Origin of the sequence: Brachybacterium paraconglomeratum (assembly GCF_003994255.1) — a bacterium.
GTDB lineage: Bacteria > Actinomycetota > Actinomycetes > Actinomycetales > Dermabacteraceae > Brachybacterium > Brachybacterium conglomeratum.
In genome coordinates, this window is the sequence record NZ_ML133857.1 from 136,522 (window position 1) to 160,702 (window position 24,181).

Here is a 24,181-nt window from a genome sequence, read left to right on the forward strand (position 1 = left end):
GGGTCACGAGACGCGGCCGGACTCCCTCGACAGAGGCCGCGCGGCAACCGGAACCGAACCCGGTGCCCGTCGAGGAAGACCCGGCCGGGGGCGTCCGCCCATCCGGTCAGACGGCTCGGGTCCTCTGCGGGCCCTTCTCGGAAGGTGATTCGCATGCATCTCGACGACCACGCGGCGAGCTGGCGCGACCAGCTCATCGAGCTGTCCCTGCCCGGGGTCGGGGCGGTGACGGCACGGGTGGACGACGGGTCGCCCGCGGTGGAGGCCTCGGAGGACGAGCCCGGCTTCCGGCGGAGGGAGCCGACGGTGCCGCCGGCGCGGGAGACGGTGCGCCGCACGCTCGCCGCGCGTCCGCCGCTCGAGCTCGAGCACACCTGGCTCGTCGTACCGGCGCTCGGACCCGTGCTGCCGGTGGAGGAGGGCGTGAGGCTGGTCGGCGACCTGTCCGGCCTGCGGCCGCCCGTGGAGGTGCGGGGAGAGAGCGCCCTGCCGGCCCGTCCCAGTCGCGAGGGTGCGGAGGTCGGGGCTCCGATCGGGGCTCCTCGGCGGCGTCCGCTCTCCCCGCGCTGGGGCTGGTTCCGCGTCCCCGCCGTGGCGGCGGCGCTGCGGGCGAGGGGAGGAATCGTAGGTCGCGGAGCGCTCGTCGGCCCTCGCCGGGAGTGGTTCGAGCCGGCCGTCGCGACGCGCGAGGACCTGCTGGGCGCCCATCCCGACCAGGCGCTCGAGAGCGCGCTGGCGGTCGCGCGGGAGCTCGGACAGGTGGCGGTGCTGCGGATCGGGCCGGACGGGCTCGACGTCCACCCCACCGGCGCGGACCCGCGGGTCCCCGTGCTGGAGGGGCTCCCGCTGCAGGTCACGGCCCGGCCCGCGCAGTGCCCGCTGCAGGGCGAGGACGGCTGCGGGCCCTGCCGGCCCGTCGGCGGCCCCTGGATCCGCGCCTCGCAGGAGGCGCAACTCGACTGGGAGGCACGGCGTGCGCAGGCCGTCGGAATGCTGGGCTGCGGGGTGTGCTTCGGGGAGGCGCTGCCGCCGGAGCCGGATCAGCCGCAGGTGCCGCGCCTGGCGGAGGCGACGCCCGTCACGCACCTGGGCCGGCTGCACCTCCGCGGCGGCGGGAGCGTGCAGATCGACCCGCTGATCAGGCCGCGCTGACCCCGTTCGCCGCGCCGATCAGGCGAACCACTCCGTGGGCGGGCCCAGCTGCAGCAGCACCGAGAACACCACCGCGACCGCGATGATCGCGATCAGGCCCGCGAGCAGCGGCCGGCGCAGCGCGAGGGCGACCACCTTCTCCGGGAACGAGCGCGGGGAGTCCTCGCGCAGCCGCCAGCTGTCCCCGAGCATGCCCTTCCGGTGCGCCCAGCGCTCGAAGGGGACGGTGAGATAGGGGACCAGGGCGGAGCCCAGCCCCATCGCCAGGCGCCCGAGGCTCCAGCGCTGATCGACCGCGACCAGCACCGTCACCACCACATAGGACAGGAACACGAAGCCGTGCAGGCTCCCGCCGATCCGCACCCCCACCTCGGTGACCTGCAGCGCGTACTTCAGCAGCATGCCGAGCAGCAGCAGGGTCCAGGTGACCATCTCGGCCAGGGCCAGCAGACGGTACAGGCGGGACGGGGTCCGGATCAGACGCATGGTCCTCATGGTGCCAGAGGCCCGCTGGATCCCACCCGGGAGCAGGGGCGGGGTGCGACGATCGTCGGATCCGGTGCGGCGGCGCGCCTGGAAGGGTGGGGTCATGACGACGCACACGATCCCCGGAGAGCTGTTCCTGCTGCTGACCAACGACGCCGGTCGGCAGGACTCGACCTCGTACCGCACCCAGGCCCTCGCCGCCGCCGCGATCGCCGAGCTCGCCCTGCGCGAGCGGATCGCGCTGACCGAGGAGCGCAGTCCGAAGGTGCAGGTGCTCTCCACCGAGCCCACCGACCTGCCCGTCCTCGACCAGGCCCTGGGCGCGCTCGCCGAGCTCGAGGGGAAGTCGCTGAAGTCCGCGATCGGCCACCGCACGATGAACCTCACCGAGGTGATCGGCGAGGGCTACGCCGCCGTCGGCGCCGTGCAGCGCAAGGACGGCTGGTTCACCACCACCTGGCCCACGCACGACGACGAGCTCGAGACCGCGCTGCGCGCCCGTCTCGCCGCCGCCGTCGAGGACCCCTCCCGCGCCTCCCTGCAGGACGGGCTGCTGCTGGAGATCCTGCGCGCCCTCGGGATCGCCCACCGGATCCTCAAGGACGACCTGCCCGGCCTCTCCCGTCGTGAGCTCGATCAGCGGATCGAGGCCCTCGAGATCGACAGCCCCGCCGCGACGGCCGTGAAGCGGGTCGTGGACGACATGACCGCGGCGCTCGCCGCGGCCACCGTGGTCACGACGGTCAGCTCGACCTGAGCCGCGCCGTGGTCCGCGCGGTGGCCGGCGCCGTCCACGGATCCTCCGGCCAGGGATGCTTCGGATAGCGGCCCCGCATCTCCTTGCGCACCTCCCGGTACGGTCCGTCCCAGAAGGAGCGCAGGTCGTCCGTGACGGCGAGCGGCCGACGGGCCGGGGAGAGCAGGTGGAAGAGCACCGGCACCCTGCCCCGCACCAGCCGCGGCGTCTCGGCGAGGCCGAACAGCTCCTGCAGCTTCACCGCGAGGACTGGTCGGCCGCCCTCCTCATCCGGCGCGGGATAGTCGATCCGGGCGGTGGATCCCGAGGGGACGGGGAGCCGTTCGGGGGCGAGGGCGTCGAGCTCGGACGCCTCCGGCCAGGGCAGCAGGGTGCGCAGCGCCGAGACCAGGTCGATGCCGTCCAGGCGGGTCCTCACGTGCGGGGCGAGCCAGGTCTCGAGGGTGGCCAGGAGTGCGTCCTCGTCCATCGCCGGCCACGGGTCGCCGAGCTCGCGGTGGATCAGGGCGAGCCGGTGGCGGAGGTTGCGGGCGGTGTCGGACCAGTTCAGGGCGTCGAGGCCGCGCTCGCGGACCGCAGCGAGGACGGCCGGGGCGGTGTCGTCGGCGGTCGCGGCGACGGGAGTGGAGGACAGCTCGATCGCGCCGAGCGCGCGTCGGCGGCGGGCACGGACGGTGCCGTTCTCGAGCCTCGCCGTGCGCTCCTCGACGAGCAGACCGGCGCCGAGGTCGAGGGCCTCGTCCTCCGTGAGCGGAGCGGCGGCACGGATCACCGCGCCCGTGCCGTCGGCGGCCCGCCCCTCCGCGCGCTGCACCTCCCAGACCGCGAGCCACGGCGCGCCGAGCAGGCCGCTGCCCTCGGGCAGGGCCGCTCGCGTGCCGGAGGCGAGGAGATAGGAGCGGGAGCCGTCGCCCACCCGGCGAGCGATCCGCTCCGGGCGGGCGAGGGCGAGGACCGCGCCGGGGGAGGCGCTCCCGTCCGAGGAGCCGGCGAGGCGCGTCAGGCGGTCGCGCTCTCGGCGCCAGCGCTCGGCGCCGGGGGCTCGGCCGGCGCGGAGATCGGCGAGGAGGCGGGGGAGATCGGCGCCCGTGGGGCGGTGGTCGTCGGAGACCGCGGCGACGATCTCCGCGGCCGACGGCCCGCCTGCGAGCAGGGCCCGCGCCTCGCGCACCCCGACCGGGAGCTTCGCGGTGCGACGACCGGCCGGGGTGGGGCGGCCCTCTTCGTCGACCAGGCCCAGCGCCCGCAGGGTGTCCTCGGCGGCGCGGATCTCCGCGGCCGGCGGCGGGGTCAGCAGCGGCAGACCCTCCCCGCGCGGCGTCCCCCAGCAGGCGAGCCAGAGCGCCGCATCGGTGAGGTCCGCGGCGGTGATCTCCGGCGGGGACTGGGCCGGCATCCCCGCGAGCTCCGCCTCGGAGAACACCCGCACCGCCCGGCCCGGGCCCTGTCGGGCGGCACGGCCGGCGCGCTGCTCGATCGCGGCCCGCGATGCGCTGACCGTGACCAGGCCCGACATGTCGCGGCCGCGATCCCGCCGCACCTCGCGGGACAGTCCCGCATCGACCACCAGATGCACCCCGGGCACCGTGAGGGAGGATTCCGCGAGCGCCGTGGAGACCACGATCCGGGGCGGCTCACCGGGGCGACGCCCGCCGGTCGCGCGGTCCTGCTGGGCGGCGGGCAGACGGCCGTGGAGGGGGAGGACCTCGACGCCGTCCACCAGGCCCTGCAGGCGGGCGACCGTCTGGTCGACCTCCCGAGCGCCGGGCACGAAGACCAGGGCGTCGCGGCCCTCCTCACGCTGGGCGCGGGCCGCGGTGCGGGCGAGATGGTCCAGGAACTCGCGGGTGACGCCGCGGGCGTCCAGGCGTGGGGACGGGGAGGGGGCGTGCTCGGTGCGCAGAGGGTGCAGGGCGCTCGGCACCTCCACGATCGCCGCACCGTCCAGCACCTCCGCGACAGCCCGCGCATCGAGCGTCGCCGACATCGCCCCGACCAGCAGGTCCTCCCGCAGCTGCCGCGTCTCGGCCAGCATTCCCAGCAGCAGGTCCGTCTCCAGGGACCGCTCGTGGACCTCGTCGAGCACCACCGCCGAGACGCCCGGCAGCTCCGGATCGGCCAGCAGGCGCCGAAGCAGCACGCCCGGGGTGAGCATCTCGACGGCCGTGCCCTTCCCGACCGTCCGCTCGCCGCGGACCGTGAAGCCGACGGGGCCGCCGAGCGGGCTGCCGTCGAGGGAGGCGAGACGGCGGGCGGCCGCGCGCACCGCCACCCGGCGCGGCTGGGTGACCAGGGTCAGTCCGCCGACGAGGTTCGCGACCAGAGGCGGCACCAGTGTCGTCTTGCCCGTGCCGGGCGGGGCAGTGACCACCATCGCGCCCGTCCGCGCCGCGGCCCCGAGCTCCTCCCGTGCTGCGGCGACGGGCAGCCCCGCCCCGACGACGTCCAGGTCGAAGCGGTGCAGGGCAGGGGAGCGGTCCGTCATGCCCCCATCATCCCCGGTGCGGAGGTCGCGCCTCAGTCGATGAGGTCGAACTCGACCTGCTCGGTGTCGGCGCACACGCTCGTCACCGAGAGGGTCCACAGGTCCACGGCGACGGTCTCGCCCAGGGTGATCGGTCCGATCTCCCGGGCGGGGCTGTCGCCGACCTGCGCCATGAGCTGCGCGCTGTCGCCCTCGATGCTCTCGAGGGAGACGGTGAGGGGCTCCCCGCCGCGCTGGGGCAGGCCGGGGTTCGCCTCCCCTCCCAGCTCCGCGTAGAAGGCGCCCTCGCCCGTGCAGGGCTCCGGCGGGACGAAGCCCTCCGGTGCGGGCGTGACCTCATAGGACTCCTGCGGCACGACGGCCGCGGTCTTCCCGCCCTCGTCGGAGGCGCCCCCGGCGGAGTCGTCCCCGGCGGAGTCGTCCCAGTCCGAGGCGGCGGGCTCCTCGGCGGTCGTGCCCTGGGCGGCGGGGGAGGAGGTCTCCTCCCCGGGGGAGCCGCTGCACCCGGCGGCGAGGAGCACGGCGGCCAGCACGGCGGCGAAGCGTGCGGAGCGGGAACGGCGGGCGACGGTGACGGCCACGGGGATCCTCACGGCAGGACGGGACGAGACGGGCGACACGCTAGCGGACCGGCGCCCTCGTGGCACCATCGGGGGAGCCCGGCAGTCGGGCGGTCACGAGCGCGCAGGGGAGGGGACGAGATGGCGAGCAGGCCCGAGCGACCCGTCCCGAGCCCGAAGGCGCTCGCCGGACGCAGGGACCCCGCCCGCTCCGTGCGGCCCGTGGACTGGACCGCCGTACCGGGGCGCCGACCCGAGCCGGGCGCCCGGCCCGAGCGGGCCGACCTGCCCTCCGCCCCGCTGCCGCGCCGACGGGCCCGGACGGTCGAGCTGCCGCGGGCCGCGTCGGCCGCTCCGAGCGACGCCGTGCACACGCTCGACGCGGACGATCCGCGACCGCTGCCCCGGCCCCTGCGGATCCGCGACGAGGACATCCGCGCCGTCGGCGTGACCGGGGCCGACGGCGAGCGGATCGTGCAGGCCGTCGCCGACCCCGAGGACGCCTGGACCGCCGACGCCGGGACCAGCGACCACTTCCTCCGCGGCGACCTCGTCGTGCAGGTGCGCCGCGCGGACAACGCCGTGATCGGCCTGTTCTCCGCCCGCTACGCGCTCAGCGTGCGCCCCGACGAGTACGAGCCCGCGCTCGACATCGCCGAGGACGCCGCCGGCCCCTCCACCCGCGGCGGGCAGGGCACGCGCCACCCCACCTCGCGCCGCGAGCTGCTGGGCCGCATGCAGCAGGCAGGGTTCGTCATCACCCCCGGGGCGACGCACGGCCGCGTCACGCATCCCGACCATCCCGGCCTCGTGCTGCCCTTCGCCTCGACCCCCTCGGACCGCCGCTTCACCCGGCACGCCGTCGCGCAGATCCGACGCGTCTTCGGCATCGACCTGCGGCGCTGAGAGCGCTCACGGCGAGGGCGGCGCCGGAGCGGAATACCCCCGGACAGGAAAGTGCCCCGGCTCGTCCCCACGAGCCGGGGCCATCCCTTTCCCCCGCGTCCCGGATCAGCGGATCCCGCCTCCTCCTCAGTCAGCGGGTCCTCCGGTGACGCGTTGAGAACAGTGAACACGCGCTGCCGGGAAAAGCACTGTGCCGAGGCTGTTCATTCCCTGGTAATCGGGGCTCCGGGCGGCCCGGAGTCCTCGCTGACCTGCATCGCATCGAGGATCGAGAAGCTCGCGTGCCCCAGCAGACGCAGCAGTCGGACCAGTCGGTCGAAGGCGATCGCGCCCGCCACCGCGCGCATCACCGCCACGTCCTGCGAGACGGACGGCCCGGCCCCCGCCGGCCCTGCCTCGACAGGCCCTGCCCCGGTGCTCATCCAGTCCACGTCCGAACGGGCGATCTGCGCCATCGGCTCCGCATAGCGCAGCAGCATCCCGAGATCCGTCGGCGCCTCCCACTCCTCCAGGGAGCGCAGCAGCCGGTCCAGCGCACGGCGCGGGGCGGAGTCGACGTCCGGCCAGCCGAGGTGGGCGAGCAGCGGGGCGATCGAGGGATGCTCGCCTCCCGCCGCCTTCGCCCCGTCCGCCTCGACCGCTGCGCTCTCCTCGTCGGTCGGATCCTCGAGGCCCAGGGCGAGGGTCTGCGACTCGGCGAGCACCTCGATCAGCGGGACGTCGGGATCGTCGAGCAGGGCCGTCACCCGTGCGATCCGCGCGATCGGGGCGCCGGCGACCTCGCGCAGCACCTGGATCAGCTCGAGGCGCTCGACATGGGCGCGGCCGTAGTCCTGCCGGGTCGTCGTGATCCTCTCGCCCGGCGGCAGCAGCCCCTCGCGCCGGTAGTACTTGATCGAGGCGGAGGAGACCCCCGTCGCCTCCGCGAGCTCGTGCAGGAGCATGACCCGTCCTCCCCTCGGATAGTGCGCCGACCAGCGACTATCTTGATGGCGCCGGTGTGGATAGCGGCACTATCGTCTCGTGCATGGACGCTCTCACGCCAGTGATCACCCTCCACGCCGTCTCCGCCCTCGTCGTCCTGCTGCTCGGGCCCTTCCAGATCCTCCGTCGGCGCCGCGACCGCGCCCACCGGATCCTCGGCGGCGTGTGGGCGGCGGCGATGGTGGTCACGTGCGTCTCGAGCTTCTGGATCCGCGACGGAGGGTTCAGCTGGCTGCACGGGCTGTCCATCTGGACCCTCGTCTGCCTCGTCGCGGCGATCGTCGGCATCCGCAGCGGGAGCGTCGAGATGCACCGCGGCTTCATGGTCGGCTCCTATCTCGGAACCCTCATCGCCTTCGCCTTCGCTGCGCTGGTGCCGGTGCGGCTCATCCCGCAGCTGCTGCGCAGCGAGCCGCTGATCGTGGCGGTGACGGTGCTCGCCGTCGCCGCGGCGCTCACGGTGCTGGTGGTGACGGTGGTGCGCTCTCAGCCGCCGACGGGGACGCGGAACTCCTGCCCGCCGGTGCCGACCTCGTCGGTGTAGCTGATCTCCGCGAGCACCGTGTCCTCGGGGACGTCGGCGTACAGCTGCGCCTCGGCCTCCTCGCCGGCAGGGATCTCCGGGCCGGAGGTCGAGAAGGCGCCGTAGCGGATGTTGATCTCCGTGCCGGAGTCGTCGTAGAGGCGGAAGCGGTCGGTGTCGAGCCCGATGGACGTGGAGCTGCTGTTCTCGATCGTCACCGCCACGCCGATGAACTTGTCGTTCTCCGGTGTCTTCGTCTCGCCGCCCAGCTCGAGGGTGGTCCCCTCCTCGGGCTTCGAGACCGTCAGCGTGAAGATCTCGTCGCTCGGCGAGGTGGCATCGGCCGACGGGCCCTCGGTGGGCTTGTCCACCGGCTGGTCGGTCTCGATCTCGGTGGGCGCCTCCGAGGTGGGCGAGCTCGGGTCGTCGGTCGGATCGTCGGAGGGGTCCTCGCTCGGGGGAGGGTCCACGATCGAGCTCGGGGGCGACGTCGGCTCCTCGCCGCCGTCCTTTCCGACGAGATAGAGGCCGACGCCGATGCCGGCGACGACCAGCAGCAGCACGAGCACGCAGCCGCAGGCCAGCGCGATGTACAGCGGGGTCCGGCTCTTCGCCGGCGGGAGCGGGGGCGCTCCGGTCGGCGGGGTCGGCGGCATGCCGTACGGGGTGCTCATGAAAGTCCTCCACCTGTGCCGGGAGCGTCGTGGACCACGCTATCCCGGGGTCGGGCAGGGCGCGATGGGGAGGACTCCCCGTCGGACCTGAGGCCGAGGATCCTGCGGGAGCGCGCCCCCGAGGGCCGAGGCTCCGCCATACTGGTGAGCGTTCCGACGACCAGCCCACCCTGCGGCGGCACGGCCGATGAGCGAGACCCGCGCGACGGTGCCGTCCGACGAGGAGACGAGCACCGTGCTGACGAGACTCCACGACGCGCTTCGACTGCGCACTTCCCCCACGATCTTCTTCGGCTCGGCGGCGATCATCCTCGCCTTCGTGATCGCCACGATCGCCTTCACCGAGCCGATGGGAGCGGCGACCGCCAGCGCCTCGCAATGGCTGATGACCAACCTCGGATGGTTCTACATCCTCGGCGTCACCGTGTTCCTGGCGTTCCTGATCTTCATCGCCGCCGGTCGCTTCGGCCGCGTCAAGCTCGGCCCCGACGACGAGCCGCCCGAGCACTCCGGCACGGCCTGGTTCGCGATGCTCTTCGCCGCCGGGATCGGCTCGATCCTGATGTTCTGGGGCGTCGCCGAGCCGATCAGCCACTTCGGCGACCCGCCGCGCGCCACCGAGCTCGGCCTCGAGGCCGGCACCTGGGCCGCCGCCCGGGACGCCATGAACTTCACGTACTACCACTTCACGCTGCACACCTGGGCGATCTTCACCCTGCCCGCCCTGTGCTTCGCCTACTTCATCCACAAGCGGAACCTGCCCCCGCGCGTGAGCTCGATCTTCCAGCCGCTGCTCGGCGAGGGCATCCACGGGCCGATCGGCAAGATCATCGACATCATCGCGATCATCGGCACCGTCTTCGGCGTCGCGGTCTCGGTGGGGCTGGGCACCCTGCAGATCAACGGCGGCCTCAACCAGCTGTTCGGGGTCCCGGAGAACGCGGTCTGGAACCTCGTCATCATCGGCGTGGTCAGCGGGCTGGCGCTGATATCCGTGTCCCTCGGCCTGGAGAAGGGGATCAAGGTCCTCTCCAACCTCAACATCGTCATGGCCGTGCTGCTGCTGCTGTTCGTGCTGGTCGCCGGCGGCTCGACCCTGTTCATCCTGAAGGGGACCCTGGAGTCCTTCGGCAACTACCTCGTCGCTCTGCCCGAGCTCGCGCTGTGGAACGACACCCAGGCCGACTCCGGCTGGCAGAACACCTGGACCGTCTTCTACTGGGCCTGGACCATCACCTGGTCGCCCTTCGTGGGCATCTTCATCGCCCGCATCTCCAAGGGCCGCACCATCCGCCAGTTCGTCTCCGGCGTGCTCGCGGTGCCGGCCGGCTTCTCCGTGATCTGGTTCGGGGTCTTCGGCTACGCGAGCTTCGACATCGAGCTGCGCGGCGAGGGCGGGCTCGTAGACCGCGTCGTGGGCGACGGGGACATCCCCGGCGCGCTGTTCGCATTCCTGGACAACTTCCCGGCTGCGTTCTTCGTCTCGGTGATCGCGATCATCGTGGTGGTGATCTTCTTCGTCACCTCCGTGGACTCCGCGGCCCTGGTCACCGACTCGATGGCCAACGGCCACGAGGACTACAACCCGCTGGGCCAGCGCATCTTCTGGGGCGTCGCGATCGGGCTGATCACCGCGACGCTGCTGGTGTTCTCCGGCGAGGACGGGCTGACCGCCCTGCAGTCCACGATCATCCTCGTGGGCCTGCCGTTCTTCGTCATGGGCTGGTTCCAGATGTACGCCCTGCTGCGCGCGCTGAAGGAGGATGCCGGTGAGCTGCCGCAGATCCGCACCCGTGAATGGGCGCAGGTGCTGCCGCCCGAGGAGTACGAGCGGCGCGAGGAGGACGAGGAGTACGACACCGATGACTACGTCGTCGAGCCGACCTTTACCACCGAGGTGCCGGTCATGAGCGACATCTACGAGGACGTCGAGGAGGTCGAGCCCGACACGGCGCCCGATGCCGGGACGCTGCCGGCCCGCACCGGCAGCGCACGGGCGACGCTGCCGAAGGACCTGCGGGACGAGTCGCGCTGAGACGCTCGACCCGCCCGTGGATCAGGCCGGGTCGACCTGGTGGCGATCGGCGCTGCGGCGGTAGTACATCGCCAGCACCGCGCCGGAGAGGTTGTGCCAGATCGAGAAGATCGCGGCCGGCAGCGCGGCGGCGGGGCTGAACGATGCCGCGGCGAGCGTCGCGGCGAGGCCCGAGTTCTGCATCCCGACCTCGACGGAGGTGGTGCGGGCGGCGCGCTCGCCCTGGCGCAGCAGGCGGGCGCCCCAGTAGCCCAGCAGGTAGCCGAGGCCGTTGTGCAGCACCACGGCCAGCAGCACGATCGCGCCGGCGGAGACGATCGCCTCGGTCGAGCCTGAGACCACCGAGACGACGACCAGCGAGATGCCGGCGACGGAGACCCACGGCAGGGCCGGCAGGACCCGGTCCACGAGCCTCCCGGCGATCAGGCGCACCACCAGGCCGCCGATCACCGGGATCAGCACCATCTGCACGATCGACAGCGCCATCGACCCCGCGTCCACGGGGAGGTACGAGCCGGCGATCCACAGGGTCAGCAGCGGGGTGAACAGCGGGGCGAGCAGGGTCGAGATCGAGGTCATCGTCACCGACAGGGCGGTGTCCGCCTTCGCGAGGTAGCAGATCACGTTCGAGCTGGTGCCGCCGGGGGCGCAGCCCACGAGGATCACGCCGACGGCCAGCTCGGGGGGCAGCTGCAGCAGCAGCGAGACCCCGAGCCCGATCAGCGGCATGATCACGTACTGGGCCACGACGCCGATGAGCACCGGGAGCGGGCGGCGCACGACGAGTGCGAAGTCCGGGAGCGTGAGGGTGAGCCCCATCGCGAACATGATCACGCCCAGGTAGATGCTCGTGAACGGCGCGAGGGCCTGGCCCACGGGCGGGGCGAAGAAGCCGATCGCCGCGGCGACGAGGATCAGGGCGGGGAAGATCGTCACCGCGATGCGCGCGGAGCGGTCCTCCGAGGCGCGCGCGGTGCTCGCGGGCGCGGGGGACGGGGTCTGGGTGCTCATGGGAGCACTGTACTGCCCTGTGAGACGGCTGTCCGAGATGTGGACGCCTGGTGGTCGTGCCGGCCGTCAGCCCCGCTGGCGCGCCGGGACCTGCCAGGCGTGCACCGGCTCGCCCGAGTCGACGGCGGCGCGATAGAGGCGGGTCATCTCCGCGAGCGCCTGCTCGCGGGTGCCGCCGCGCAGCTCGAGCGAGGTGACGGTGTCGATCTGCCAGCGGGCGCCGTTGCGGCCCGTGCGGGCGCGCTCGGTGAGGATCTCCTGGTAGCGGGCGATCCCCTGCGCGTCGGCGCCGAGCTCGCGCAGCCCCTGCATCGCCTGCGGGATCAGGTGCTCCTGAAGCAGGTCCGCGACCCGCACCCGGCCCACCTTCGGCCAGCGCACCCGCGCCTCCAGGCCCCAGCGGGCGCACTGCTGGAAGGACTCGTCGGCCTGCTCGAAGCTCATCCGCGACCACAGCGGCCGCCGCTCGTGCACCAGCGAGCGGACGATGCCGTAGAAGAACGCGGCGTTCGCGGCCATGTCCGCGGCGGTCGGGCCGGCCGGGAGCAGACGGTTCTCCAGCCGCAGGTGGGGCACGTCGGTGCCGGGATCGTAGATCGGTCGGTTCCAGCGCCACACGGTGCCGTTGTGGAGCATCAGCTCGTGCAGGCGGGGGGAGTGGCCCTCGGTCAGCAGCGGCTCCTCCGCCATCTCCCGCGACTCGGGGATCAGCGCCGGGAACAGGCGCACGTTCTCCTCGAAGAGGTCGAACATCGAGGTGATCCAGCGCTCCCCGAACCACACCCGCGGCCGCACTCCCTGCGCCGCATACTCGGGCGGGCGCGTGTCCAGGGCCTGCACGAAGGTGGGGATGCGGGTCTCGTGCCACAGCCGCCTGCCCAGCAGGAACGGGGAGTTCGCGGCGAGCGCGACCTGCGGTCCGGCGATCGCCTGCGCCGCGTTCCAGGCGGCTGCGAACTGCTCCGGCGGCACCTGCAGGTGCAGCTGCATCGAGGTGCACGCGCTCTCCGGCGCGATCGAGTCGAAGGTGGTGTCCACACCCCGGCCCTCGCCCTCGATCCGCAGGGTGATCTCCTCGCCGCGGGCCTCCATCACGCTGGACTCCAGCGCCTCGTAGCGGGCACCCGGGGCGCGCCACGCCTCGTCGGCGAAGAGATCCTCGGAGATCGTGGGCAGATGGCCGACGGGCACCACGCGCGCCCCGCGGGCCTGCGCCGCCGCGTCGGCCCGGTCGACGGCGGCGCCGAGCGCCGTCTCCAGCTCGCGCAGCCCGGTCCCCTCCGGATGGGTCACCGGGAGGTTCGCCTCGAGGTTGAACCGCCCGATCTCGTGGACGTACTGCTCGTCGTCGAGGTCCTCCAGCAGAGTGTCCGCGATCAGCGCCGGGGCCATCGAGTCGCGGTCGGCGAGGTTCATCTCCAGCTCGACGCCCACCGTCCCCTCGTCCACGAACTCGGCCGTGTCCAGGAAGGTCTCGAAGAGGTCGAGATTCCGGCGCAGCTCCCGCCGATAGCGGGTGCGCTGGGAACGGGTGTACTCGGTGCTGCCGATCTCGCGTCCCATGGGGTGACCTCCGGTCCTGACGGGTGTGCCCGCTCATCCAAGCACGTGCGGGCGCGGTGCGGCAGGGCCCATCCGCCCCGCGGGAGATGGCGCACATCCGGGGACGGGCTTACCGTGGTGGACAGCGAGACCAGCGCTCATCGAGGAGCGCCCGCCGAAGGAGGCTCCGATGTCGGACCTGAAGGACAGCTACGACCACCTGATCATCGGCGGGGGCATCGCCGCGGACGCCGCCGCCCGGGCGATCCGGGAGGCTGACGAGGACGCGAGCATCGCGATCCTCTCCGCGGATCCGCACGCCCCCGTGTATCGGCCGGCGCTCTCCAAGGACCTGTGGACCGGCGAGGACCCCGACCCGGACAGCCAGGACCTCGGCACCGCGGCGGCGACCGGGGCGGAGCTGTTCACCTCGACCCTCGTCACCGAGCTGCTGCCCGCCTCGCACACCGCGGTCACCGCGCGCGGCCAGCGGGTCCACTACCGCAAGGCGCTGCTGGCCACCGGCTCCTCGCACCGCCACCTGCCCGGCGTGCACGACTCCCGCGTGCTGAGCCTGCGCACCGTCGGCGACTACCGCCACCTGCGCACCCTCGCGACCGACGGCGCCCGCGTGGTCGTCGTCGGCGGCGGGTTCCTCGGCACCGAGATCGCCGCGGCGCTCACCCGCACCGGCGCCGAGGTCACCCTCGCCCACGGTGGGACCAGGATCCTCGAGCACATGCTCCCGGACTCCCTCACCTCCCACCTCGAGCAGGTCTTCACCGAGCACGGCATCGAGCTGGTCGGCGGCTTCCGCCTCGCCGGGATCTCCGCCGACGCGACCCTCACCCTGCACGCCGCGAACCGCGAGACCCTCACGGCCGACGCGGTCGTGCTCGGCCTCGGCGCGCAGCCCGCGACCACCCTCGCCGAGCACGCCGGGATCTTCACCGACCGCGGGTACGTGGTCGTCGACCCGCACCTGCGCACGAGCTCCCCGGACGTCTTCGCGGCCGGGGACGTGGTGCTCTACGACGACGCGCTGCTGGGACGGCGCCACGTCGAGCACGTCGACCACGCCGAGGCCTCCGGCGCGGTCGCGGGCGCGAACATGACCCGCCCCGAGGAGGAGCGGGAGGAGTACACGCACACCCCGCTGTTCTTCTCCGACCTCTTCGACGACGGCTACGAGGCGGTGGGCCGCCTGGACAGCTCCCTCGAGATGCGCGAGGTGTGGGACGAGGAGCACCGGGCCGCGGTGGTCCACTACCTCGACGAGGGCGTGGTCGAGGGCGTGCTGCTGTGGAACACCTGGGACTCGGTGCCCGCCGCGCGGGAGCTGATCGCCCAGTCCCAGGCCGGTGACCTGTACATCGACGCGCTCGAGAGCAGGATCCGGCCCGGCGGCGCGTGACAGACTGGGCGGGTGAGCACGCCGATGAACACCTCCCTGCCCTGGCCCGACGGCGCCGAGGTGCTGCCGATCGCCCCGCTGCGCCCGGTCCTGGACCGCCTGGCCTCCCTCGTCACCGTCCACGAGCAGGACGTCGCCATGGTGCCCGGCCTCGCCGTCACCGAGGAGGAGGTCGCCGCCGATCCGCCGCCCGCCCTCGAGCAGCTCGTCGACGAGCTCGGCGGGATCACCCTGCGCGACCTGCCTGTGCTGACCCTGCTGGTCGAGAACCGCACCGACGTCGGCCCGTACACGCTGCTGGGCGAGGCGACCAGCTACTACCCCCTCTACGAGACCCCGGACACCGCCGTGGTGCTGACCCTCGACGAGAACGGGACCCCCGGTGCGGTCTACGGCATCGGCGAGGACCTCGCCCTGCAGCTCGCCGCCCCGGACCTGCCCACCTACCTGGGCCTCTTCACCGATGCGCTCGAGGCGACCCTTGCCGAGCTCTCCTCCCGCGGCCCCGCCGAGGACGACACGGAGACCGCGCGCACCGACGCCGCCGAGCAGCTCATGGACGCCCACCTCTTCGCCGCGATCCTCGGCATGGTCGAGGACGTGCCCGAGGCGGAGCTCGTCGCCCCCGCCGCGGGGGAGGCGGACGGTGCGCTCGCGCTCGCCGACCTGCGCGGCGCCGCGCTCGGCACCCGCGTGGACCCGATGGAGGTCGAGACCGACGGGGACCCGCTCGAGATGCACCTGGGCTGGCGCGAGCACGGCCTCGTGCTCGCCGTCCACGGCGGCTGAGCCGGGCGCGCGATGACGCCCAGGTGACCGCCGGGCGAACATCTCGCCTCGCCGCGCACGATGGGGAGAACTCCCCATTCCAGCCCCCGGCCCCCGTCCCTAGCGTGAGGGCGAGCAGGTCATGACCGGGGGAGCACCGGGGGAGCGGGGAACGACATGGCGGGATTCCTGGGGGCCGACACCGAGGCGCTGCGCGCCCTCGGCCGGGCCGTCGGCGGCGGTGCGGAGCGGCTCGAGCAGCTGACCGCGCAGCTCGACGGGATCGTCGGCGGCGCCCGCTGGCAGGGCCCGGACGCCGACGCCTTCCGCGCCGACTGGGTCGGGCGCGTGCGCACCGGGCTGCACGCCCGCATCGGCGCGCTGCGCGGCGAGGCGGCGGAGCTCGCCGGGCAGGCCGAGGAGCAGGACGGGGCGTCGGGCGGCCCGGGCGTCCCGGGCGGCGCAGGGGCGGCTCCGCCGCCGGGCCTGGCCGGGGGCCTCTCCGAGGGACCGCTGCCGGGGGCCGAGGGCGGGATCCGGCTGATGGCGGCGCATGCGCCGCTCGGCGCCGCCGACGCCTCCGCCGCCGTCGGGGAGAGCCCGCTCGCCTTCCCGGAGACGGGCATGGAGCTCGCCCCGCCCGAGACCGCGCACCGCATCGAGGTCGACGCGGACCACGCCCTCGCCCCCGACGGCGCGGACGAGCCCTTCGGCCTCGACGAGGACGGCACGCCGATCACGCTCGAGCCCGACACCCGCTACGACGTCGGCGAGCACGGCACCTACTACACCGACGACGAGGGACGGATCGAGTACGTCGAGGCCGCTGGCGGCGGCGAGACGATGAACCCGAACCTGCGCGAGACCCTGCCGGACGCGACGTACCACGTCAACGAGCAGGCCTACTACCGCACCGACGAGCTGGGCCGCACCGAGCACCTGTACGTGCCCGACGTCGTCGTCGACCGCGAGATGGCCCGCTCCCAGTCGATCCAGTCCACGATCGCCGAGCGCTGGGACATGAGCGGGGACGGCACCTCCGAGCCGGTCGAGTTCAACGCCGGGCACGTCCTGGCCCGGCAGCTCGGCGGGATCCGCGAGGAGATCAACTACACCCGCCAGTGGGACGAGGTGAACCAGGCCCGCAGCGGCCAGGACACCATCTATACCTACGAGAGCCTCATGGCCGACGGGATCTCCGACGAGGACCGCTCCTACTCCTACGAGACCCGCATCGACTGGGGCGAGGAGCAGCCGTCCGGCGTCGGCCCCGAGCACGACAGCGCGCCGTGGGAATACGTGCCCTCCGGCTACGACGTGCGCATCCACGAGGACGGCGAGCAGATCGTCGAGGACCACCTGCCCAACTACCCTGAGGGCGCGACCTTCCCCCGCTGAGCGGGGACGTCGACGCGAGAAGGAGCACCATGAGCCAGCCGCCCACCCCGCAGGACCCGGCCGCGCAGCGCCCGTCGACGCCCTCGCCGATGGAGCGCCAGGGCGCCCTGACCCGGGATCTCGCGACCGTGCTGCTGAGCTCGCTGGACCTCACCGAGCAGTGGCGGCACGTGGGCGCGGCCTTCCTCCCGCACGGCGAGGAGTGGGCCGGGCGCCTCGTGATCACCGACCGCGACGGGACCTCCCGCGGCGGGGACAGCGTCTTCGCCGTCGACTCGCAGGTCACGCTGCTGCTGGATGCGCTCCAGCACTGCACCGCCGAGCAGCGCCAGGCCTTCGTGTCCCTGCGCCTGGACGCCACACGACCGCCCGAGGACCCCGACCGGATCGCGCTCGGCGCCGACCTCGTCTACGACCAGGACCCGGGCGACTTCGACGGGCTCGGCGGCATCGACGCGGACTACGCCCGCGCGCTCGTAGGACGGGTGGGCGCGGACCGGGTCCCGGACTGGGTGCGGGAGCTCGCCGCCGGCGAGTGAGTCCTGGTGGTGCCCCCGCTGATCCCGGCCGGGATGGGGAGTCCTCCCCATGGCGGTGGGAGCCCCGGGACGCATAGGTTCGGGGGCGTGCCCGTAAGGCACGAGGCGGGGACTGCGATACGGGGACTGCGAGGGGGACAGGGAGGCATGAACGGATTCTGGGGGGCGGACGCCGAGGCCCTGCGGACGATGGGCATGGTCTGCGCCCGGCGCGCGGAGCTGCTCGACGAGCTCGAGGGGCGGCTCTCCGCGGTGATCGACACCGTCGAGTGGGTGGGGGAGGACGCCGAGCGGTTCCGCGCCGACTGGTCCGGGAGCGTGCGCCCCGGTCTCCAGGACCGCGGCCTCGAGCTGCGCCAGCAGGCGCGACGCCTCGCCCAGCACGCCGAGGAGCAGGAGGCCGCCTCGAGCCCCGACAGCTTCGGCGGCCCCTGGTCGAGCCCCGGCGAGTTCCTCGCGGACATGGCGCGGATGGCGCAGGGGATGCTGCCGGACCTGCTCGGCGGCGGGAGCGGGCCCGCGGGCCGCTTCGCCGAGATGCTGCGCGAGGCGCTCGCCACCCCCGAGGGTCGGGCCGCGCTGCTCGGCGCCTTCCTCGGGAGCCTGCTCGGCGGGCTGCTCGCCGACCTCGTCCTGCGCGGTCTCGCCCTCGGCATGCTCCTCGAGGAGCTGCTTGCCGGGCTCGGCGCAGGCGGCGGGCTCGGGAACCTGATCGGGGAGGAAGGGCGCCTGGGCGAGGGGTCCGGCGGCGGGGAGGCCGGTGGGGGTGCTGGTGCCGAGTCCGGCTCGGGCACGGGCTCCGAGAGCGCCGGTGGCTCCGACGGGTCCTCGAGCGGTGCGGGGCAGCCCACGTCCGGCGGGGCCGGGGGCGAGTCCGGTGGTGGTTCCGACGGCGGGTCGTCGTCGGGCGGCGGGTCCGGCGGGGGCGGTGCCGAGGGGACCGGTGGATCCGGCGGCGCCGAGGCGGGTGCTGCGGGGACCGGGAGCGAGGCCCCTGCGCAGGGCGGCGCGATGGGCCTGCAGGGACTTGTGGACGGCCCGGCGCAGACCGCCGGAGCGCTGCCCGCGGGTCGGCTCGAGGCGCCCGGCGCGGAGGAGCCGGGCACCCTGTTCGAGCGGCTGGTGGCCATGATCGGGGAGATGCTCGGCGGCGGCACCGGCGGCGGCGCGTCGAGCCCTCGCGGCACCTCGGCGATCGGCGAGGGGATCGGCTGGGACTGAGCCGTCGGCCCGGCAGGTCTACCCTGGTGAGACGGCTCCGCACCCCGGCGGGCCCCGTGAAGGAGCAGTGACATGACCGCGACCAGCCCCCGTACCCCCGCCCCGGTGCTCGTGCTCGTCCCCGGCGCGACCGGGGCCCCGTCGGACGGCGGACCCGGCTACCGCCTCGCCGACCCCACGGTCCCGCAGCTCTCCGTCACCGACCTCGTCGCCACCCGCGGCGACGGCGTCTTCGAGACCATCGGCGCCTTCGACGGCAGCCCCGTCAACGTCGGCCCCCACCTCGCCCGCCTCGCCCGCAGCGCCGAGATGATCGACATGCCCGCCCCCGACCAGGCGCTGCTCGCCGAGGCGGTCGACGCCGCGATCGCCGCCCACGAGAGCGTCGCCGAGCTCAGCGTGCGCGTCATGTACACCCGCGGCGTCGAGGGCACCGGCACGCCCACCTGCTGGATCCACGCCAAGGCCTCCGACGACTGGAGCCCGTACCGGGCCGGGATGAAGGTGGCCGTGCTGGACCGGGGCCTGGCCACCACTGCCGCGGAGACCAGCCCCTGGCTGCTGCAGGGCGCGAAGACCCTCAGCTACGCCGTGAACATGGCCGCGGTGCGCGAGGCGAAGCGACGCGGCGCCGCCGACGTCCTCTTCGTCTCCAGCGACGGCTACGCCCTCGAGGGCCCCACCTCCACCCTGCTCGTGCGCCGCGGCGACACCTTCCTCACCACCCCCGCGAGCGCCGGCGTGCTCGCCGGCACCGCCGTCGCGACCCTCTTCGCATGGCTGCGCGAGCAGCAGGGCCTCGCCACCGGCGAGGAGCTCATGACCATCGAGGACGTGAAGGGCTCCGACGGCGCCTGGCTGCTGTCCTCCACCCGGCTCGCCGCCCCGATCACCCACCTCGACGAGCACGAGCTGCCCGTCGACGCCGAGCTCACCGCCCGCTTCGAGCGCGTGCTCAAGGGCGGGATCTGATCAGGAGCGGGATCTGAGCGCGAGCACTTCGCGGGCGAGGTCGACGTCCACCACCAGGGTGTGGATCGCGCCGCTGCGCAGCACCCCCACCACCCCGGGCGCCTTCTCCTCCCCGGCCGCGACGCCGAGGACCTCCGGGATCCGCAGCAGCTCCGAGAAGGTCACCGCGAGCACCCGCTGATCCGTCGGCGCCCCGAGCGGGACCCCCTCGGCGTCCACGAACCGGCCGCACACATCGCCCACCGGGCGCTGCGCCTCGAAGGCCGCGCGCTCCTCCTCGCCGAGCGCCATCAGGTCCAGCACGTGCGGGGAGGAGTGCACGCCGAGCGAGCCGATGCCCACCACCGCGAGCTCGACCTGCGCGGCCGCCTCCAGCACGGTGCGGATCGAGGACTCCGCCCGCAGCGTCGCGACCGCCGTCGCGGACTCCAGCACCGCCGGGGCGTAGAGCGTCCGCGGCGTCGCCCCGAGCCGGGAGGCGAGCACCCGCAGCACGGACTCGCCGGAGTCGAACTGGTCCAGGGCGCTGTGCCCGCCCACCAGCGGCAGCACCGTCGGCGTCGGCCGGGGGCGGAGGGAGTCCAGGGCGGCGACGGCGCTCTGGACGGTCTGCCCCCAGGAGACTCCGAGGCTGCGCACCCGGCCCGCGCGCTCCGCGATCAGCGCCGCGCCCTGCCGTGCGACGGACTCCATCGCCGAGGCCCGCGGCGCGGAGACCACATGCGCCTCCCGCAGCGAGAACGTCGCCCGCAGCGCCGCCTCGAGCGCCTCGTCGCGGCGCGGCGGGCCGTCGGGGTCGTGGATCGTGATCTCGACGATCCCGCGCTCCCGGGCCTGGGAGAGGATCCGTGAGACGTTCGAGCGGGACAGACCCAGCTCCTTGGCCACCTCCGTCTGCGAGCGGCCCTGCTCGTGATAGAGGCGCGCCGCGCGCACCACGAGGGCGGTGTCTCGAGGGGCGGGCATGGGCTCTCCTGGCGGGCGGCGGCGCGGGACGCGCCGGACGGAACGAGCCCAGCGTACGCAGGCGAGCGCCGACGGGTGCCAGAATCAGGGGGTCGCCGTCCTGGAGGAACCATGAGCACAGATCCGCGCACGCCCCGCGCACCGCTCGCGCTGAGCCTCGTCCTCGCCCGTCTCGAGGCGGCCGACGCGGCCGACGCGCTGCGCACCCTCGCCGGGCACCTGCTGGACGACGGCGCCGTCACCGAGGCCTTCCCCGAGGCGCTGCAGGCGCGCGAGCGGCGCTACCCGACGGGCCTGCCCACCCCGATCCCCACCGCGATCCCGCACGCCGACCCCGAGCACGTGCTCGTCCCGGGCCTGGCGCTCGCGACCCTCGCCCGCCCCGTCGCCTTCGGAGAGATGGGGGCCGGCGGCGGCCAGGTCCCGGTGCAGCTGCTCGCCATGCCGCTGCTGACCGACGCGCGCGAGCACCTCGCCGCCCTGCAGCGCCTGATGGCCCTGCTGCAGGACGAGCAGGCGGTCGCCGCGCTGCTCGAGGCCGAGGACGCCGAGACGCTGAGGGCACGGGCCGAGGCCCTGCTGGGACGGGCCGAGGACGAGGAGGAGATCGCATGAGGAGCCCCAGGCTGGGAGTGAAGGCCCTGATCGTCCGCGAGGGGCAGGTGCTGATGAACCGCTACCTGGAACCGGACGGTCGGGAGGTGTTCGCCCTGCCCGGCGGCGGGCAGGAGCACGGCGAGGACCAGGCCGCGGCGATGGTCCGCGAGTGCCGCGAGGAGATCGGCGCCGAGGTCGAGGTGCACCAGCCCGCCTGCCTGTTCGAGATCATGATGGACCGCCGCATGGTCGACGACTCCCCGATCCCGCCGTTCCACCAGGTCAACGTCGCCTACTGGTGCGGACTGGCCGAGGGGGAGGAGCCCGGGGAGGGCACCGAGCCGGACCCCGGCCAGGCCGGCACCGCCTGGCTGGCGCTGGACCGGCTCGGCGAGCACGTCGTCCACCCGCCCGAGCTCGCCCGCTGGCTCGAGCAGGACCCCGGCTCCCGACCGTTCAGCCTCGGGGTGTGCCGCGGCTGAGCGGGCGATAGCCTGGTGGGAGTGTCCAGCGGCGGTCGAGTCCGCCGCGACCCGAGAGCTAGGAGCCCCATGACCACCTCGCCCCGCATCGACTTCCACGACGGCCGCTCCATCCCGCAGCTCGGCTACGGCGTGTGGCAGGTCGAGAACGAGGTCGCCGCCGACGTCGTCGTCAAGGCCCTCGAGGCCGGCTACCGCCACGTCGACACCGCCCGCGGCTACAACAACGAGGCCGGCGTGGGCCAGGCTCTGAAGGCCGCCGGCCTCCCGCGCGACGAGGTCTTCGTGACCTCGAAGGTCCCCAACCAGGACCAGGGCCGCGACGCGACCCTGCGCTCCTTCGACGCGTCCATGGAGGACCTGGGCCTGGACGAGCTCGACCTCTACCTCATCCACTGGCCCGCCCCGTCCAAGGGCCTGGCCCTGGAGACCTGGAAGACCCTCGTGGAGCTCAAGGAGCAGGGTCGGATCCGCTCCATCGGCGTCTCGAACTTCCGCCGCGAGGACCTCGAGACGATCGAGGCCGAGACCGGCGTGCTGCCCGTCCTGAACCAGATCGAGGTCCACCCGTACCTCGGCAACGCCGAGCTGCGCGCCTTCCACGCCGAGAAGGGCATCGTCACCGAGGCCTGGTCGCCGCTGGGCCAGGGCGGCGGCGAGCTCGAGGACCCCGTGGTCACCGCCGTCGCCGAGGCGCACGGCGTGAGCGCCGCCCAGGTGCTGCTCGCCTGGAACCTCGCGCTCGGTAACGTGGTGATCTCGAAGTCCGTCACCCCCGAGCGGATCGCCGCGAACCTCGCCTCCCTCGAGGTCACGCTCACCGACGACGAGCTCGCGAAGATCGCCGCGCTCGACAAGGGCGCCGCCGGCCGCCAGGGCCCGGACCCCGACACCTTCGCCGGTCACCAGGGCGCCTGAGCCCCGGACCCACCTCCGCGGCCCCGCCGCACACCACGACGCGCCGCGTCTCCCATCAGGGAGGCGCGGCGCGTCGTCGTGCGGGGAGGGCCCCGGCGAGGGCGGCTCCGCCGCCGGGGTGACGCCGTCCGTCGGCCGACCGTCGCCCTCGCCGTCAGGTCGATGCCCTCGCCTCGACGCCAGGCCGACGCCCTCGCCGCCCGGCCGCCTCCACGAGCCCGACCGCGGAGCTTTTGCTGCCGTGAGGACTCTTGTGCGCCCCGACATGGGTCGTGGCGTCACAAAAGCTGAGGGCAGCGCAGTCGTAGGGTCGGGCTCTGACACACCGGCGCCGGTGCCGGACAGGAGGGGGATGTGAGCACACCGCAGAGTCCCGATCCCGAGCAGCGATTCACCGCCCTGTTCGACGGCACGTACGGCGACGTCCTCCGCTTCGTCCGCCGCCGACACGGGGACGAGGGTGCGGAGGACGTCGTCGCTGACGCCTTCCTGGTGGCCTGGCGCCGCTTCGAGGACCTGCCCGAGGATCCCGGCGACGCCCGGGCCTGGCTGTTCGGCATCGCCCGAGGGACGCTCGCCAACTCGCGGCGCGGAGTGCGTCGCCGCGATGCGCTCGGTGTGCGGCTCGCGGACCATGGCGCCCGAGCCGGGCAGGTGAACGACGATGCGGCGACGCTGCGGCTCGATGTCGGCCGCTCCTGGACGCACCTCACCGAGACGGAGCAGGAGGTCATCGCCCTCACCGTCCTCGACGGACTCACCTCGGCGCAATCCGCCCGGGTTCTCGGCGTCACGCCCGTCGCCTACAGGCTGCGGCTGTCCCGCGCCCGACGGCGGCTGCGTCGTCTGGTGGAGGACGGCCCGCCGCCCATCCCTCGCCCCGCCGCCGACCGCACCGCACGCTCTGTCGAAACCACCTGGGAGGCGACCTCATGAGGACCACGACGCTCGAGAACACCCTGCGGGACCTGGACCCCGCTCCGCCGACAGGTGAGGGGCGCCCGGCACGGGCCGATGCAGATCTCCACCGGATCCTCGCCACCCCGCGCGACGGCGGCGACCGCTCCGATCACCTGTCTGTCAGCGACCGTCCTGCCGTCGGCGCCCGCCCGCTCGTCGGCCGTCCTCGACGTGCGCGATGGCGCGCCGGGCTGGTCGCCGTCGCCGCGGCGACGCTGATCGTGACGACGGGCGTGGTCGGAGTCGACATCCTGCGGCCCACCACGGCTTCCGCGACATGGACACCGGTCGGGGATGCCGTCCCCGCCGATGCCCCCGGAGCGCGGCAGTGCGTGCAGTGGTGGCAGGTCGAGTCCTCCGCGCTCCGACCGGTCCTGCAGGAGCGGCGCGGGGACACCACCCTGGTCCTCGGCGTCGACGACCAGGGCCGCGAGCTGCTGTGCACCGCGACCCTGACCGACGGGCAGGAGCCGACCGGAGGGATGACCTCGCTGACAGAGCCGGGTGCTGCGCCCCCGGCGGCCGGAGACGTCGCCGTGACCGTCGTGATGACCACGTTTCAGGAGGCCATGCTGCAGAACGGGTGGCAGGCCGAAGGATCCACGGCTGTCGCCGGCGACGTCGGGGAGGACGTGACACGGGTGGTGCTCGAGACCGGCGCAGGGCCGGTCGAGGCGAGTCTCGCCGAGGGCCGCTTCGCTGCCTGGTGGCCGATCGAGGACGACTCCGACCCCCACCCCGAGGTGCGTGCGCAGATCACCACCGCCGACGGGGAGACCCGGACCGTGACGCTGCGCGAGCGGGGCTGACCCGGCGGGGCCGTAGAGTCGG

The 24,181-nt window shown here is 74.0% G+C and carries 24 protein-coding genes; 16 read left to right on the forward strand and 8 right to left on the reverse strand.

Going from position 1 to position 24,181, the window contains the following annotated elements; all coding sequences use genetic code 11:
- The first annotated feature begins 153 nt into the window (after positions 1-153).
- A complete protein-coding gene (locus DS079_RS11970; RefSeq protein ID WP_126988017.1) occupies positions 154-1,152 on the forward strand; it encodes a hypothetical protein in 999 nt (332 codons plus the stop codon).
- Between the two features lie 18 nt (positions 1,153-1,170).
- Here the strand turns inward: DS079_RS11970 and DS079_RS11975 are convergent, their stop codons facing one another.
- On the reverse strand, positions 1,171-1,638 hold the full coding sequence (locus tag DS079_RS11975; protein ID WP_126988019.1) for a DUF3817 domain-containing protein: 468 nt from the start codon (positions 1,636-1,638) through the stop codon (positions 1,171-1,173).
- 103 nt (positions 1,639-1,741) lie between these two features.
- On the opposite strand from DS079_RS11975, the gene DS079_RS11980 reads away from it, so the two are divergent.
- The gene (locus tag DS079_RS11980) at positions 1,742-2,395 is read left to right on the forward strand and encodes a GOLPH3/VPS74 family protein (RefSeq protein ID WP_126988021.1); all 654 of its coding nucleotides are present in this window, start codon (positions 1,742-1,744) and stop codon (positions 2,393-2,395) included.
- Here DS079_RS11980 and hrpB read toward each other — a convergent pair.
- Positions 2,382-4,880, reverse strand: coding sequence for an ATP-dependent helicase HrpB (gene hrpB / locus DS079_RS11985; protein ID WP_126988023.1), 2,499 nt, complete (start codon positions 4,878-4,880; stop codon positions 2,382-2,384). The two genes, DS079_RS11980 and hrpB, sit on opposite strands and share 14 nt — an antisense overlap.
- Before the next feature lie 32 nt (positions 4,881-4,912).
- Positions 4,913-5,473 carry a hypothetical protein gene (locus tag DS079_RS11990; protein WP_241237636.1) on the reverse strand — a complete coding sequence of 187 codons (561 nt, stop codon included), beginning with the start codon at positions 5,471-5,473 and terminating at the stop codon, positions 4,913-4,915.
- A 108-nt stretch (positions 5,474-5,581) separates the two neighbouring features.
- Here DS079_RS11990 and DS079_RS11995 point away from each other — a divergent pair, with 108 nt between their 5' ends.
- Positions 5,582-6,346, forward strand: a complete 765-nt coding sequence (locus DS079_RS11995) for a hypothetical protein (RefSeq protein WP_126988025.1) — start codon at positions 5,582-5,584, stop codon at positions 6,344-6,346.
- A 203-nt stretch (positions 6,347-6,549) separates the two neighbouring features.
- On the opposite strand, the gene DS079_RS12000 is transcribed toward DS079_RS11995, so the two are convergent.
- On the reverse strand, positions 6,550-7,290 hold the full coding sequence (locus tag DS079_RS12000) for a MerR family transcriptional regulator (RefSeq protein WP_126988027.1): 741 nt from the start codon (positions 7,288-7,290) through the stop codon (positions 6,550-6,552).
- Between the two features lie 83 nt (positions 7,291-7,373).
- On the opposite strand from DS079_RS12000, the gene DS079_RS12005 reads away from it, so the two are divergent.
- Complete coding sequence (locus tag DS079_RS12005; protein WP_241237637.1) at positions 7,374-7,874, forward strand: DUF2306 domain-containing protein; 501 nt, start codon at positions 7,374-7,376, stop codon at positions 7,872-7,874.
- Here the strand turns inward: DS079_RS12005 and DS079_RS12010 are convergent.
- Positions 7,817-8,527 carry a DUF4352 domain-containing protein gene (locus DS079_RS12010; RefSeq protein ID WP_126988029.1) on the reverse strand — a complete coding sequence of 237 codons (711 nt, stop codon included), beginning with the start codon at positions 8,525-8,527 and terminating at the stop codon, positions 7,817-7,819. The genes DS079_RS12005 and DS079_RS12010 overlap by 58 nt on opposite strands.
- Positions 8,528-8,762: 235 nt before the next feature.
- Between DS079_RS12010 and DS079_RS12015 the strand changes: the two genes are divergently transcribed.
- On the forward strand, positions 8,763-10,562 hold the full coding sequence (locus DS079_RS12015; RefSeq protein ID WP_126988121.1) for a BCCT family transporter: 1,800 nt from the start codon (positions 8,763-8,765) through the stop codon (positions 10,560-10,562).
- A 21-nt stretch (positions 10,563-10,583) separates the two neighbouring features.
- Here the strand turns inward: DS079_RS12015 and DS079_RS12020 are convergent, their stop codons facing one another.
- Together DS079_RS12020 and DS079_RS12025 are read right to left on the reverse strand one after the other, a co-directional pair.
- A complete protein-coding gene (locus DS079_RS12020; protein WP_010550757.1) occupies positions 10,584-11,573 on the reverse strand; it encodes a bile acid:sodium symporter family protein in 990 nt (329 codons plus the stop codon).
- 66 nt (positions 11,574-11,639) lie between these two features.
- Positions 11,640-13,136: a glutamate-cysteine ligase family protein gene (locus tag DS079_RS12025; RefSeq protein ID WP_126988031.1), complete on the reverse strand. Its 1,497-nt coding sequence runs from the start codon at positions 13,134-13,136 to the stop codon at positions 11,640-11,642.
- A gap of 169 nt (positions 13,137-13,305) precedes the next feature.
- Here DS079_RS12025 and DS079_RS12030 point away from each other — a divergent pair, with 169 nt between their 5' ends.
- From DS079_RS12030 to DS079_RS12055, 6 genes are all read left to right on the forward strand, one after another.
- Complete coding sequence (locus tag DS079_RS12030) at positions 13,306-14,529, forward strand: NAD(P)/FAD-dependent oxidoreductase (RefSeq protein WP_126988033.1); 1,224 nt, start codon at positions 13,306-13,308, stop codon at positions 14,527-14,529.
- Positions 14,530-14,541: 12 nt separating this feature from the next.
- On the forward strand, positions 14,542-15,318 hold the full coding sequence (locus DS079_RS12035; RefSeq protein WP_241237638.1) for a hypothetical protein: 777 nt from the start codon (positions 14,542-14,544) through the stop codon (positions 15,316-15,318).
- A gap of 156 nt (positions 15,319-15,474) precedes the next feature.
- Positions 15,475-16,695: a DNA/RNA non-specific endonuclease gene (locus DS079_RS12040; RefSeq protein ID WP_126988035.1), complete on the forward strand. Its 1,221-nt coding sequence runs from the start codon at positions 15,475-15,477 to the stop codon at positions 16,693-16,695.
- Between the two features lie 29 nt (positions 16,696-16,724).
- Positions 16,725-17,234 carry a hypothetical protein gene (locus tag DS079_RS12045; protein ID WP_126988037.1) on the forward strand — a complete coding sequence of 170 codons (510 nt, stop codon included), beginning with the start codon at positions 16,725-16,727 and terminating at the stop codon, positions 17,232-17,234.
- A 147-nt stretch (positions 17,235-17,381) separates the two neighbouring features.
- Positions 17,382-18,455, forward strand: a complete 1,074-nt coding sequence (locus DS079_RS12050) for a hypothetical protein (protein ID WP_126988039.1) — start codon at positions 17,382-17,384, stop codon at positions 18,453-18,455.
- A 72-nt stretch (positions 18,456-18,527) separates the two neighbouring features.
- Positions 18,528-19,427: an aminodeoxychorismate lyase gene (locus DS079_RS12055; protein ID WP_126988041.1), complete on the forward strand. Its 900-nt coding sequence runs from the start codon at positions 18,528-18,530 to the stop codon at positions 19,425-19,427.
- Here the strand turns inward: DS079_RS12055 and DS079_RS12060 are convergent, their stop codons facing one another.
- The gene (locus DS079_RS12060) at positions 19,428-20,393 is read right to left on the reverse strand and encodes a sugar-binding transcriptional regulator (RefSeq protein ID WP_126988043.1); all 966 of its coding nucleotides are present in this window, start codon (positions 20,391-20,393) and stop codon (positions 19,428-19,430) included.
- Between the two features lie 111 nt (positions 20,394-20,504).
- Here DS079_RS12060 and DS079_RS12065 point away from each other — a divergent pair, with 111 nt between their 5' ends.
- The 5 genes from DS079_RS12065 (at position 20,505) to DS079_RS12085 (ending at position 24,159) form a co-directional block, all read left to right on the forward strand.
- Entirely contained in the window at positions 20,505-21,008 is a 504-nt protein-coding gene (locus tag DS079_RS12065; protein WP_126988045.1) for a PTS sugar transporter subunit IIA, read from the forward strand.
- Entirely contained in the window at positions 21,005-21,472 is a 468-nt protein-coding gene (locus DS079_RS12070; RefSeq protein WP_126988047.1) for an NUDIX domain-containing protein, read from the forward strand. Before DS079_RS12065 ends, DS079_RS12070 begins: the two co-directional genes overlap by 4 nt.
- 69 nt (positions 21,473-21,541) lie before the next feature.
- The gene (locus DS079_RS12075) at positions 21,542-22,390 is read left to right on the forward strand and encodes an aldo/keto reductase (protein WP_126988049.1); all 849 of its coding nucleotides are present in this window, start codon (positions 21,542-21,544) and stop codon (positions 22,388-22,390) included.
- 354 nt (positions 22,391-22,744) lie between these two features.
- Positions 22,745-23,326: an RNA polymerase sigma factor gene (locus tag DS079_RS12080; protein WP_126988051.1), complete on the forward strand. Its 582-nt coding sequence runs from the start codon at positions 22,745-22,747 to the stop codon at positions 23,324-23,326.
- The gene (locus DS079_RS12085; protein ID WP_126988053.1) at positions 23,323-24,159 is read left to right on the forward strand and encodes a hypothetical protein; all 837 of its coding nucleotides are present in this window, start codon (positions 23,323-23,325) and stop codon (positions 24,157-24,159) included. The genes DS079_RS12080 and DS079_RS12085 overlap by 4 nt, the downstream gene beginning before the upstream one ends.
- The last annotated feature ends 22 nt before the right edge of the window (positions 24,160-24,181 follow it).